Below are 13,336 nucleotides of genomic sequence, written 5' to 3' on the forward strand. Positions count from 1 at the left end.
AAAAAATATATAACCTAATTTTAACATAAAACATCAAAAATATTAAGTGACAAAAACATGGTAAAATTAATTGCAAAATATTAGAAAAAGGTGTAGAATATAAGAATTAACGACTTGAAATGAATTAGAATTTATATTATAGATATGAAATATATTTGGAGGAGATAAACTGTGTTTATAGATGAGGTAATAATAACGGTAAAAGCTGGTAACGGTGGAGATGGAGCCGCTACTTTTAGAAGAGAAAAATGTATTCAGTTTGGAGGTCCAGACGGTGGAGATGGAGGAAGAGGAGGAGATTTAGTTTTCCTTGCGGATTCTAATATCAATACCTTAATAGACTTCAAATACAAAAAGTTATTCCAAGCAGGAAACGGTGAAAACGGTGGAAAGAAAAATATGTTTGGAAAGTTTGGAGAAGACTTAGTTATAAAAGTTCCAATCGGTACTCAAGTTAGAGATATGGAAACAGGAAAATTACTTTTAGATATGAGTACTCCAGGAGAGGAAAGAGTTCTTTTAAGAGGAGGAAGAGGAGGTTTAGGTAATACAAACTTCAAAAACTCTGTAAGAAGAACACCAACGATGGCTGGAAAAGGTAAAGAGGGAGTAGAGTTAAGAGTTAAGTTAGAATTAAAACTTTTAGCGGATGTTGCTTTAGTAGGATACCCTTCAGTAGGAAAATCAAGTTTAATTAACAAGATATCTGCGGCTAAATCTAAAGTAGGAAATTATCATTTCACTACATTAGAACCAAAGTTAGGAGTAGTAAGACTTGGAGAGGAAAGATCGTTCGTTGTGGCGGATATCCCAGGATTAATAGAGGGAGCTCACGAAGGAGTTGGGTTAGGAGATAAATTCTTAAAACATATCGAAAGATGTAAAATAATATACCATATAGTAGATGTTGCAGGAATAGAAGGAAGAGACCCTATTGAAGATTATGATAGAATAAATAATGAGTTAACAAAGTTTAGTGAGAAATTAGCTACTAAGAAACAAATTATCTTAGCTAATAAAATGGATTTAATCTGGGATATGGAAAAATATGAAGAGTTTAAAAAATATGTAGAGTCTCATGGAAACGAAGTGTTCCCTGTATCTGTTATTTTAGGTGATGGATTAAAAGAGGTTCTAAATAAAACTTGGCATGTTTTACAAGAAACACCGAGAGAAGAACTAGAAGAGGAAGCTGATCTTGTTGATGTATTAAAAGCTAATAGAGTAAGAAAAGAACCATTTACTGTTGTTCAAGACGAGGATGGAGTATTCGTTGTTGATGGATCAATAGTTGATGGAGTATTAGCTAAGTATATCATAACTCATGATGATGAATCAGTAGTTACATTCTTACATATGCTTAGAACTTTAGGATTAGAAGAAGCTTTAAGAGATGCTGGCGTAGAAGACGGAGATACAGTAAGAATTGCTGATACAGAGTTTGAATTTGTTGAGTAATGAGTTATTTATTTGAGCTGAGCCACTAGGTTCAGCTTTTTTATTAAAAAAAAATAAGAGGTGAGAAATTATGAAAGGAATAGTTATAGCCGGGCCTACAGGAGTTGGAAAAACGGATTTATCAATAAAGTTAGCTAAAGCTTTAAATGCAGATGTTCTTTCTGCTGATTCAGCTCAAGTATATAAAGGTATGGATGTTGGAACTGCAAAAATTTCTGTGAATGAGATGGATGGAGTTATTCATCACATGTTGGATGTTGTTGAACCTATAAAAAAATATAGCGTTGGTGATTATCAAAGAAAAGGTGATGAAGTTCTAAATTCTTTAGGTGATAAAAATGTACTTTTAGTAGGAGGAACGGGACTTTATATAGACTCTGTTGTAAGGGGATTGTCTGCACTTCCAGAAAGTGATTCTGTTATAAGAGAGAAACTTATGAATGAAGATGGAGAAAAACTATTTGAAATTTTAAAAGAGATTGATCCAGAGAGTGCAGAAAGTATTCATCCAAATAATAAAAGAAGAGTAGAAAGAGCGGTTGAAGTTTTTTATCAAACAGGTGAAAAATTTTCAGTATTATCTAAAAGAAATATAAAAGGAAACAGTTGTAAGTTTTTAAAAGTTGCCTTAGAAAGAGATAGAGATTATCTTTATGAAAGAATAAATTTAAGAGTAGAGATAATGATGAAAAACGGTCTTTTAGAAGAGGTCAAATCACTTTATGAAAAGTATGGAGATAATTTAAAAAAAATAAATATAATAGGCTATTCAGAGATAATTTCTTATTTGAATGATGAGATAAGTTTAGAAGAAGCAATAGAGTTAATTAAGAAAAATTCAAGGAATTATGCAAAGAGACAGTTCACATGGTTTAAAAATGATCATGACTATATTTGGTATGATCTGGATAAAATGTCCGAAGATGAAATTTTTTCAGATATTTTACAAAAATTTAATGCCTTATAAACCCTTAATGCGCCTGTAAATAGGTAAAAATAACCAAAATAATAGTCTTGATAAAAAAGTATTCGTATGGTATCATTGTACAGAAAAGCTTTAAAAGGAAGTGTTGAATGATAAAGAAAATTTATGTTGTATTTTTAATTATTTTGACTGCTTCTTGTTCAAATTTAGACAAGGCAAAAGATGAAAATTTTTTAAATGTTGAAGATAAGTTAATATCAAAGTTAGAGCTTATTCAAAAAGATTTACAGTTAAACAATTCGACGAGCCTAAAAGAAAGCTTAGATGTCTCACTAAAAGAGAGATATGCAATAAATAAGTTGTCAGAATATGACTTGTCGCAAGTTAAGTTCTACTTTACAAAACCAGAAATTACAAAAAACCAAGGTGAGAATACAATAGGTTTAAGGTTTGGTGAAGAGATCTTTTATTTTAATGTAGAGTATAAATATTTAAATGGTGATTGGAGAATAACCAAATTTACAGAGAGAAGGTGAAAAAATGCAGAATGAAATAAAGCTGTATGTTCCATCCTCTTTAAAGAATCTTTCTATCATTAGAGCAATGACTAAGACATATTTAGAGCATCAAAAAGTAGAACAAAAAGATGTTATGAAAATATTATCTATTGTTGATGAACTAGCTACAAATGTAATAGAGCATGGCTATGAGTATAAATCTGGTGATATAATTATAGAACTTCAAAAGAATAATGATGTTATCCATTTAGTAGTAGAGGACAACGGAGTTGGATTTGACGAATCTAAAATTAGTAAAGATGAAGGCGGAATGGGACTTTTCTTAGCGAAAGCTATGGCAGATAATTTTAAAGTTGAGAAAAAAATCAATGGAACAAAAATAAAAGTTGAGAAGAGAGTTAAGGAGGAGATTTAACATGACTACAAATTTTGAAATAATTGAGAAAACAGTGGAAGATATAAGAGTGATAAAGGTTTGCGGAGAGTTAGATGCGTTAGTTGCTCCAAAATTAAAAGAAAGAATAGCTAAGCAAATAGAGCTTGATATAAATAAGTTTGTTATAGATTTTGCTGATTTAGTTCATATTAACAGTTTAGCAATGGGAATTTTAAGAGGGAAATTAAGAGTTGTAAGAGACTTAGGTGGAGATATAAAGTTAGTTGGATTAAACGATCATATAAAAACTATATTTGAAATGATAGGATTAGATGAATTATTTGATATTTATGCAACTGAAGAGGAAGCAATAGCTAGTTATAGATAATATTTACAAAAAAGGAGAGACTAATGAACTTAATATTAGGAGTTGGATTAGCTATAGTTGGGTTTGCAATAATATTCAGTGTTATGTATAAAAAATCTACTATAGATAAAAAAATAGAGGAGCTTAATAACTTAGAGGATGAAAAGTTAAAAGCTAAAATAAAAGCAAAAGACATCTTAGAAAGAGCCGAAAAGGAATCTTTAGCTAAGAGTAAAGAGATAGAGATAAAAGCGAAAGAAACAGCTTACCAAATGAAAGAGGAAGCTGAAAAAGATATAAAAATTGCAAAGAATGAGTTACTACAAAAAGAATCTAGATTAGCTAAAAAAGAGGAAACTTTAGAAGCTAAAATAGAAAAAGTTGAAAGTAGAGCTTTAGAGTTAGAGGAAGTTAATGCTGCTTTAGAAAATAAAAGAGGCGAAATAGAGGATTTGAAAAAAGTTCAAGAGGAAACTTTAGAAAAAATATCTGAGATGACAAAAAATGAAGCGAAAGATATGTTAATTTCTAAATTAAAGGATGATTTAGTTCATGAGACGGCTTTAGCTATAAGAGAGTTCGAAAATAAATTAGAAGATGAAAAAGATAGACTTTCAAAGAGAGTTTTATCGACAGCTATCGGAAAAGCTTCATCTGAGTTTGTTGCAGATGCGACAGTATCTGTTGTAAACTTACCAAACGATGAAATGAAGGGTAGAATAATTGGAAGAGAAGGAAGAAATATAAGAACGATAGAAGCTCTAACAGGAGTAGATATCATAATTGATGACACTCCAGAAGCTGTAGTTTTATCAAGTTTTGATGGTGTGAAAAGAGAGGTTGCAAGAAGAGCAATTGAAAAATTAATAAACGATGGAAGAATACATCCTGGTAAAATTGAAGAGGTTGTAAATAAATCGAGAAAAGAGATTGATAAGGATATCGTTGAAGCGGGAGAACAAGCTTTATTAGAGTTAGGAATTCCTGGAATGCACATGGAAATAATAAAAACTTTAGGAAAGCTAAAGTATAGAACAAGTTATGGACAAAACGTTTTAACACACTCAATAGAGGTTGCTAAATTAGCTGCTAATCTAGCTGCAGAGTTAGGAGCGGATACAAAATTAGCAAAAAGAGCGGGACTTTTACATGATGTAGGAAAAGTTTTAGATCATGATATAGAGGCTTCACATGCAATAATTGGTGGAGAGTTCTTAAAGAAGTTTGGAGAGAAACCAGCAGTTGTAAATGCTGTTATGGCTCACCACAATGAAGTTGAATTTGAAACTGTAGAGGCTATACTAGTTCAAGCATCGGATGCAATATCAGCGTCTAGACCAGGAGCTAGAAGAGAAACACTATCAACATACTTAAAGAGATTAGAAGGATTAGAAGAGATTGCAACTTCATTTGAAGGAGTAGAATCTTCATATGCAATTCAAGCCGGAAGAGAGATTAGAATAATCATAAATCCAGAAGTTGTGTCTGATGATGCAGCAACAAAAATGGCTAGAGATATAGCAAAAAGAATCGAAGAAACAATGCAATACCCTGGACAGATAAAAGTTACTATTTTAAGAGAAACTAGAGCTGTTGAGTACGCAAAGTAAAATTGATTAAGGAGAAAAACAGAGTTTTTCTCCTTATTTTTTTGAGAGGTGGGAATAAGGTGTTTAAAAAGATTTTAGATGAGCATAAAAATGGAATTATAGTTCTTAATAGAAAGTTCGAAGTTTGCTATACAAATAAGATATTACAAAATATTTTTAGCCACACTCCTGGGAAAAGATGTGGTGAATTTTTTGAGTGTATTCATCAAAGTTTAGAGAAAAAGAGATGTTTAGAAACTCGAAAGTGCGGAAAGTGTAACATAAAAAATAATATAAAAAAGGTTTTAGATGGTGAGATAAAAAATATCTATATAGAAAATATAGAGTATGAAGCTTTGATAAACGATAAGATTGAAAAAATTTCAATGAGTATTGAGATAAAAAATCTACAACATGAAAATGAAAATTATATAACGATAGAATTTTTTAAATTGAAAACTTTAGATAAAATTTTAATATCTAACAAAAGATTGCTAGATGAGATGCTAGATAATTTAGGGGACTTTATTTTTTACAAAGATTTTTCTGGTAAATATATATATGGTAATAAATCTTTCTGTGAGTATATAGGTGTTAAAAAGATTGATTTGATAGGAAAAACTGATAGCGAATTATTCTCAGAGGTTCTAGTTAAAGAATGGGTAAAAGGGGATAAAAAAGCTTGGATAGAAGGTAAGTTTATACTAGAAGAGAAAATAAATGGTAGATACTTTAGAGTAACAAAACAAAGATTAGATGCAGAAGAACAGGCTATATTAGTTTGTGTCATAAGAGATATAACATACGAAAGAAAAGAGATGAAAAAAGCGTATCAAGATGGTTTGACAGGTGTTGGAAATAGACATGCTTATGATAAAAAAATTAGAAAGATTTTTGAAGATAAAGAGAAAAAATATGATATAGCGCTTTTGGATTTAGATTTTTTGAGGGAGATAAATAATCAGCAAGGTCATAATCAAGGTGATTTTGCATTGAAGGTTACTGCAAAAGCCATCAAAAATTCAGGACTAAAATATATTTATAGAATTGGTGGAGATGAATTTGCATTCTTAATAGAGGATGGAATTGATACCTTTGAGATTTGCGAAAATATAAACAGAGAGATAAAAAGTGTAAAAATAGGAGATATACCTTTATCATCGAGCATTGGAGTAATTAATTTGAAATATGATGAAGGCATAATTAATAATTTTAACTGTGCGGATGAAGCTCTTTACGAATCAAAAAGATCAGGTCGAGGGAAGATTACAATAAAAAAAAGATAGAGATTAAGTTATCTCTATCTTTTTTTGTTAAACTTTTATTATTTTGAATTTAGCTTCGTATTCCTTTAAAGAGTCAAAGGCAATCTTAGAAAGAGGGAAAACTCCTGAAAGATTGATGATAGTCATAAGAGCTAAACCTAAATCAGCGAGATTCCACATAAAGATATTTTGTTGAATTCCACCAATAAAAATCATGCTAAGTGCAAAAATTTTGAATGTTGTTTGTCCCCACTCTTTTTCAGTTAAAAACCTTACATTCACTTTTCCGTAGAAACAGATTCCTAAAAGTGTAGAGAAGCAGAAAAGGAAAAGAATAACTGCAACAAAAATCTCACCAAAAACAGAACCTAGATGGTAATTGAAAGATTTTTGTAGAAGTTCCATTCCACCAAGTCCTTCAATAACTGATGATTTCGTTAGAAGCATTACAAAAGCTGTAGCTGTACATATAACAAAAGTATCAACGAAAACACCTAAACTTTGAATAAGACCTTGCTGTACAGGGTGAGCAACATCGGCACTAGCGGCAGCACAAGGTGCACTTCCAGTACCTGCTTCATTAGAGAATAATCCTCTTTTTACCCCTTGCATTATAACCGCTCCAATTGTTCCTCCAATTCCTTGTCTAATACCGAAAGCTTCAGAGAATATTTGTGATAAAACATTAGGGATAAGTCCGATATTTTTAACTATTATAAAAAATACAATTGCAAGATATAGAACAGCCATTATAGGAACAATCTTATCTAAAACTTTTGCAGTTTTATCTGTTTTTCCAAAAATAACAAGAGCTGCCATTAATGTTAAAACGATAGAAACAACAAATGGATTTAAACTGAAAGCTACATTGAAAGATTCAGTAACAGAGTTTGAAACAACCTGTAATACACCAGCCCAACAAATAATCCCTGTTATAACAAAAGCGACACCCCATGATTTTTTACCTAAACCATTTTTTAAGAAAAAGCAAGGTCCACCAAAAAATTGTCCATTTTTGTCTTTTTCTCTAAAAATCATAGCTAAAGTAGTTTCGATAAATGCTGTAGCAGCGCCTAAGAATGCAACAACCCACATCCAAAATATTGCTCCAGCCCCTCCGATTGAGATAGCACTAACAACACCAGCTAAATTTCCAGCTCCAACTCTAGTAGCTGTACTTATACAGAAAGCTTGGAAAGGTGATAAATTCTCTGAATTACTATTTGATTTTGAAGTTAGTAGTTCAACCATATGATTTAAAAAACGTAATTGAACAAAATTTGTTTTAACTGTAAAAAATACTCCTGAAAAAATAAGCAAAACAACAAGTAGATTCTTTCCCCAAAGGATAGAATTTAAAAAATTAACAACACTTTCTAAAATAGACATAATAATCTCCTCCTAAAATTTTAATATAAAAAACAAAAAAGCCTGTGGATTTACCACAGGCTGAAATAAACAGGTCTATGTAACAAATCCACTCACTACTATTAAAGTAACACAAAATGGATTCGTATTTTTCATGAAACAAAATACCAATCCTAGGTTAAATAATAGTAGTAATATGCATTTGTATTAAAAACTATTTTTTGTTTCACTTCTTCCTCCTCAATTAATTATTTTGAATCATTATAGCATAAATGAAAAATAATACAAGAAAAAAATAAAAAAGTATAAATTTTGGAGAGGGAAAAGGGCAAAAAATGTATTGGATATATAAATATAAAATGGTATAATAAATAATAATTTATAAAACTGATAAGGAATTGAAAAGGTGAGGAAATGTTAGTAAAAGCGGTACTTTTAATTGTTATTGGATCTATGATTGGATGGATTACAAACTATATTGCGATAAAAATGTTATTTAGACCATATAAAGAAATAAATTTAGGAATTTTTAAAATTCAAGGTCTGATTCCTAAAAGAAGACATGAGATAGGTGTAAGCTTAGCGGATACTATTCAAAATGAATTGATTTCAATGGCGGATATAACAGAAAGATTGAGTAATGCAAATATAGAAGTTCAAATGGAAAAAGTTATAGATGATATTTTAGAAAGAAAACTTGCAACAGAGATAACAACAAAATTCCCTATGTTAGCTATGTTTTTAAATGAATCAACTTTAAATAAAATAAAAGAGATAATAAAAAATTCTATTATGGAAAATAAAGATCAAATAATAGGAATGTTATTTGAAACTTTAGAAAAAAATGTAGATTTTAAAGAGATTATAGTTGAAAAAGTTGACGCATTCTCATTAGAAGAGTTAGAAAGAATAACATTCTCTTTAGCTAAAAAAGAGTTGAAACATATAGAAATAGTTGGAGCAATTTTAGGTGGACTTATAGGGGTTGCACAATTTGTTATAACAGTGTTTATTTAAGGAGAAAAAATGGATAGAGTAGTTTCTAATGAAGAGTTAGATCATGAAGGTGAAGTTCAAAAGAGTTTAAGACCAAAACGTTTAATTGAATATATTGGTCAAGAATCTTTAAAGGAAAAAATGGAAATTTTTATAGAAGCAGCTAAAAGAAGAGGTGGATGTATAGATCACGTTCTTTTATATGGACCTCCTGGGCTTGGAAAAACGACATTAGCTGGAGTAATTGCAACCGAAATGGGAGTTAACTTAAAAATAACTTCAGGACCAATACTTGATAAAGCAGGGGATTTAGCAGCTATTTTAACATCTTTAGAAGAGAATGATATTTTATTTATAGATGAAATTCATAGATTGAATACATCGGTTGAAGAGATATTATATCCAGCTATGGAGGATGGAGAGTTGGATATAATAATAGGAAAAGGTCCTTCAGCAAGATCTATAAGAATAGAGCTGCCACCATTTACGCTTATAGGAGCAACAACAAGAGCTGGTCTTTTAAGTTCTCCGCTGAGAGATAGATTTGGAGTAGTTCATAGAATGGATTACTACAAAGAAGAGGAGCTTCAAGGAATTGTAAAAAGAGGTGGAGCTCTTTTAGGAGTGAAAGTCGAAGAGGATGGTGCAAAGGAGATTGCTTTAAGAAGCAGAGGAACTCCAAGAATAGCAAATAGACTTTTAAAAAGAGTAAGGGATTATTGTGAAATAAAAGGAAATGGTGTTGTAGATTTTAATAGTACTGTTAAAGCATTGAATATTTTAGGCGTTGATAAACAAGGATTAGATGAGCTCGATAGAGATATAATAAAATCTATAATTGAAAATTATGGTGGTGGTCCTGTAGGAATTGAAACCCTAGCTTTAATGTTAGGAGAAGACAGAAGGACAATTGAAGAGGTTTATGAGCCTTACTTAGTTAAAATTGGTTATATAAAAAGAACTAGTCGTGGTAGAATGGTTACAGAGAAAGCTTATAATCATTTTGAGATAAAGGAGTAATGAGGATGAAAATAAGTACAAAGGTTAGATATGGTGTAAAAGCATTAGTATATATTGCAGAGGCTTCTCAAAAAGGAAATTTAGCTCGTATAAAAGAGATTTCTGAATCAGAAGATATTTCGGTTCAATATTTAGAGCAGATTTTATTTAAATTGAAAAATGAGAATATAATTCAAGGGAAAAGGGGACCAAATGGAGGATATAAACTTTCTATGGAACCAGAAGATATAACTTTACACGAACTTTATAAAATTTTAGATGAGGAAGTTAAGGTTATTGATTGTAATGAAAATAATAAAAGTAAAAATTGTTCTTGTATAGATGATGAATGTTCAACGTCTTGTATTTGGAGTAAGCTAGATATAGCTATGACAAAAATTTTAGAAGGAACAACTTTAGCAGAGCTGATAAAAAATAAGGATATGATATAGGAGTTTATAATGATAAGTGTTATAATATCTAATGAAAATATAGCAAACGAAATAATAGAAATTGTTGATAAAAATGATATTAATCATCTAAAAAATGCATTTAGAATAAAAATAGGTGAGGTAATAAGAGCCGTAGATGGTGAGTATGAGTATATCTGTGAGGTTTTATCAATTGAAAAGAAAGTTATCGAAGCAAAAATTATAGAGAAAAATGAGGACAGATTCTCATCTGCAGTAGAGATAGATGCAGCAATAGGTATTTTGAAAAATGACAAAATGGATTTAACGATTCAAAAGTTAACAGAGATTGGAGTAACTAGAATAATACCGCTTTTAACAAAAAGAGGTGTAGCTAAAATAACAGAAAAAAAAGATAAGTGGGACTTAATTGTAAAAGAAGCGACAAAGCAGTGCCAAGCAGTAAAGTTAGTAGAGATTCAAGAACCTAAAAAATTATCAGAGTTGAATATAGATAGTTATGATTTAGCTGTTGTTCCTTATGAGTGTGAAGAGGAGAACTCTTTAAGGAATATATTGAATAAAATTGAAAATAAACCTAAAAAGGTTTTATATATAGTTGGTCCAGAGGGGGGATTTGAAAAAGAGGAGATTGAGTTTTTAAAAGAAAAGGGTGTTACACCTGTGTCTCTGGGGAAGAGAATATTAAGAGCTGAGACTGCCTCAATTATAGTAGGAGGAATATTAGTAAATGAGTATTGATACAAAAAAAGTTGCATTTTACACATTAGGATGTAAAGTTAACCAATATGAAAGCGAAAGTATAAAAAATCAGTTAATGAAAGTAGGGTATGAAGAGGAAGAGTTTGAAAATAAATCGGATATTTATATCGTAAACTCTTGTACAGTAACTAGTGTAGCTGATAAAAAGACAAGAAATGTTTTAAGAAGAGCAAAGAAAATGAATCCGGATTCTATTGTAATAGTAACAGGATGCTATGCTCAAACAAATTCAAAAGAGTTATTAGAAATCGAAGAGATAGATTTTGTTGTAGGAAATAGTAATAAAAGTGGTCTTGTAGATTTTATTCAAGATATCGAGAACAAAAAATCAAAAGTTTTAACAGAGAATATATTTGAAGAAAGAAAATATGAAGAGTATGAATTTGCGACGTTAAGAGAGATGTCTAGAGCGTACATAAAAATTCAAGATGGATGTAATAATTTCTGTTCTTATTGTAAAATACCTTTTGGAAGAGGAAAGAGTAGATCTCGTTCTTTAGAAAGCATATGCAAAGAGATTGAAGTTTTAACAAAAGAAGGATTTAAAGAGTTTATAATAATAGGTATTAATTTAGGTGCTTATGGAGAAGATTTAGATTCAGATGTAAATTTAGAAACTTTATTAGAAACAGTAGTAAAGCAAGAGGGTGTTGAAAGAGTTAGAATAGGGTCGATGTATCCGGATAAAATCTCTGATAGATTTATAGAGATAATGAGAGAGAATAAAAAATTGATGCCACATCTACATATATCTCTACAATCTTGTGATGATACAGTTTTAGAGAGAATGAGAAGAAATTATGGTGCAGATCTTATTCAAGAGAGATTACTTAAATTAAGAGAGAATGTTGAGAATATGGAATATACAGCTGATGTTATTGTTGGATTCCCAGGTGAAACAGATCAAATGTTTAACAATACTTATGAAGTAATTAAAAGTATAGGATTCTCAGATTTACATGTTTTCCAATACTCAGATAGAGAAAAAACTTTAGCAAATACATTCACTGATAAAATAGATGGAAATGTAAAGAAAAAAAGAGCAGAGATTTTGGAAACTTTAAGAAAAGAGATGTCTAAAGAGAGAAGAGAAAAGTACTTAGGACAGGAATTAGAAGTTTTAGTAGAAGAGATAAAAGATGATGGATGTTCATATGGATATAGCCAAAATTATTTGAGAGTGAAAACGTCAAATGCAACATCAAATGTAAATGAATTAGTAAAAGTAGAGATTTCAAATTTAGAAAAGGAGTTACTAATCGCAGATGAGAAGGGAAAAAGGGCTTAATAGACAAAAGAAAAAAACAAAAACAGGAAAAACACTAGGAGGGCTTTTATTAGCCCTTATAGTGATTGGTATGTTAGGAGCATTTTTGACATATAATTTAAATAGAAGTGGAAAAAATTTAGAGGACTGGGATAGATATGCAATCATAGGAAAAAATAATATAATTGTTGTCTATGAGGATAAATTAGCAGTTAAAATACCATTTGACGTACAAATAGATAAAGAGACAACAATAAAAAAACTGGTGGACTCTAAGAATTATAAAATGGTAATAGATTCTATAAATAATTTTTTGCCTGAAAAAGTTGAAAACTATAAGGTTGTAAGATATAGTGAGGTAGCTTTAAATGTAAAAAACGCTAGAAATATTCCTGAGATGGTAATAGATAATAAAAAGTATATTTTAACATCAGGAACACAATCTTTATTTGCTGATTTATATGGTGGAAATTTAAAAGGTTCTACAAATTTAGTTGTAGATATATTAAATGCAAATGGTGTTGGTGGGTATGCTAGAAAAACAGGTGAGAATTTAAAAAATAAACTATCTCTAACATATACTGCAGCAAACTATGAAAAAAACACAGAGTATAGTCTAATTGAAATTAATGAAATCAGTAAAGAGAATATTGAAAATGTTTTGGCGAATATAAATGAAAAATATTTCAAGATTAAAGAGGATACAGGAATGCCAACTTTAGCAAGTGTTGTTCTAGTTCTTGGTAGAGAGAAAGATATAGATTTTAAAATAGATATCAAAGGAACTTCGGCAGAAGCTAAGTCAGCGCTGAAAGATTTAGAAGCTTCGGGATATAAAAATCTTTCATTGAAAGAAGAAACTAAAAGCTTAGATAAATCAGTTATTGAATACAATAAAGAGGATTATTATACAGCACTAAAAATTGCAAAAAGATTAAACATAACAAATATGTTAGAGAATAATGCTTTAAATAATAGAATAAATATTTTAATAGACTAAGGAATCATAAGGAGT

The 13,336-nt window shown here is 30.2% G+C and carries 14 protein-coding genes; 13 read left to right on the forward strand and 1 reads right to left on the reverse strand.

Going from position 1 to position 13,336, the window contains the following annotated elements:
* The first annotated feature begins 171 nt into the window (after window positions 1–171).
* The 7 genes from obgE to L992_RS00335 all read left to right on the forward strand — a co-directional run bounded on the left by obgE (window position 172) and on the right by L992_RS00335 (window position 6,519).
* The gene (obgE, locus tag L992_RS00305) at window positions 172–1,458 is read left to right on the forward strand and encodes a GTPase ObgE (protein WP_047381487.1); all 1,287 of its coding nucleotides are present in this window, start codon (window positions 172–174) and stop codon (window positions 1,456–1,458) included.
* Between the two features lie 70 nt (window positions 1,459–1,528).
* A complete protein-coding gene (gene miaA, locus L992_RS00310) occupies window positions 1,529–2,425 on the forward strand; it encodes a tRNA (adenosine(37)-N6)-dimethylallyltransferase MiaA (protein ID WP_197053364.1) in 897 nt (298 codons plus the stop codon).
* Window positions 2,426–2,532: 107 nt separating this feature from the next.
* Window positions 2,533–2,919: a hypothetical protein gene (locus tag L992_RS00315; RefSeq protein ID WP_047393864.1), complete on the forward strand. Its 387-nt coding sequence runs from the start codon at window positions 2,533–2,535 to the stop codon at window positions 2,917–2,919.
* Between the two features lie 4 nt (window positions 2,920–2,923).
* Window positions 2,924–3,316, forward strand: coding sequence for an ATP-binding protein (locus tag L992_RS00320; protein ID WP_047381482.1), 393 nt, complete (start codon window positions 2,924–2,926; stop codon window positions 3,314–3,316).
* 1 nt (window position 3,317) lies between these two features.
* Window positions 3,318–3,665 carry an STAS domain-containing protein gene (locus L992_RS00325; protein ID WP_047381480.1) on the forward strand — a complete coding sequence of 116 codons (348 nt, stop codon included), beginning with the start codon at window positions 3,318–3,320 and terminating at the stop codon, window positions 3,663–3,665.
* Window positions 3,666–3,688: 23 nt separating this feature from the next.
* Window positions 3,689–5,254 carry a ribonuclease Y gene (rny, locus tag L992_RS00330; protein WP_047381478.1) on the forward strand — a complete coding sequence of 522 codons (1,566 nt, stop codon included), beginning with the start codon at window positions 3,689–3,691 and terminating at the stop codon, window positions 5,252–5,254.
* 59 nt (window positions 5,255–5,313) lie between these two features.
* Complete coding sequence (locus L992_RS00335) at window positions 5,314–6,519, forward strand: diguanylate cyclase (RefSeq protein ID WP_047393866.1); 1,206 nt, start codon at window positions 5,314–5,316, stop codon at window positions 6,517–6,519.
* A 27-nt stretch (window positions 6,520–6,546) separates the two neighbouring features.
* Here the strand turns inward: L992_RS00335 and L992_RS00340 are convergent, their stop codons facing one another.
* Entirely contained in the window at window positions 6,547–7,887 is a 1,341-nt protein-coding gene (locus L992_RS00340) for a sodium:alanine symporter family protein (RefSeq protein ID WP_047393868.1), read from the reverse strand.
* Between the two features lie 393 nt (window positions 7,888–8,280).
* Here L992_RS00340 and L992_RS00345 point away from each other — a divergent pair, with 393 nt between their 5' ends.
* From L992_RS00345 to L992_RS00370, 6 genes are read left to right on the forward strand one after another with little or no spacing between them, the layout of a single operon-like run.
* On the forward strand, window positions 8,281–8,883 hold the full coding sequence (locus L992_RS00345) for a DUF445 domain-containing protein (RefSeq protein WP_047381473.1): 603 nt from the start codon (window positions 8,281–8,283) through the stop codon (window positions 8,881–8,883).
* Between the two features lie 9 nt (window positions 8,884–8,892).
* Complete coding sequence (gene ruvB, locus L992_RS00350) at window positions 8,893–9,882, forward strand: Holliday junction branch migration DNA helicase RuvB (RefSeq protein ID WP_047381472.1); 990 nt, start codon at window positions 8,893–8,895, stop codon at window positions 9,880–9,882.
* Between the two features lie 5 nt (window positions 9,883–9,887).
* Window positions 9,888–10,313: an Rrf2 family transcriptional regulator gene (locus L992_RS00355; RefSeq protein ID WP_047381470.1), complete on the forward strand. Its 426-nt coding sequence runs from the start codon at window positions 9,888–9,890 to the stop codon at window positions 10,311–10,313.
* 9 nt (window positions 10,314–10,322) lie between these two features.
* Window positions 10,323–11,033, forward strand: a complete 711-nt coding sequence (locus tag L992_RS00360) for a 16S rRNA (uracil(1498)-N(3))-methyltransferase (protein ID WP_047381468.1) — start codon at window positions 10,323–10,325, stop codon at window positions 11,031–11,033.
* The gene (gene mtaB / locus L992_RS00365; protein ID WP_047381466.1) at window positions 11,023–12,342 is read left to right on the forward strand and encodes a tRNA (N(6)-L-threonylcarbamoyladenosine(37)-C(2))-methylthiotransferase MtaB; all 1,320 of its coding nucleotides are present in this window, start codon (window positions 11,023–11,025) and stop codon (window positions 12,340–12,342) included. Before L992_RS00360 ends, mtaB begins: the two co-directional genes overlap by 11 nt.
* Entirely contained in the window at window positions 12,320–13,321 is a 1,002-nt protein-coding gene (locus L992_RS00370) for a hypothetical protein (RefSeq protein WP_047393871.1), read from the forward strand. The genes mtaB and L992_RS00370 overlap by 23 nt, the downstream gene beginning before the upstream one ends.
* Window positions 13,322–13,336 lie beyond the last annotated feature (15 nt).

Origin of the sequence: Cetobacterium sp. ZOR0034 (assembly GCF_000799075.1) — a bacterium.
Classification (GTDB): domain Bacteria; phylum Fusobacteriota; class Fusobacteriia; order Fusobacteriales; family Fusobacteriaceae; genus Cetobacterium_A.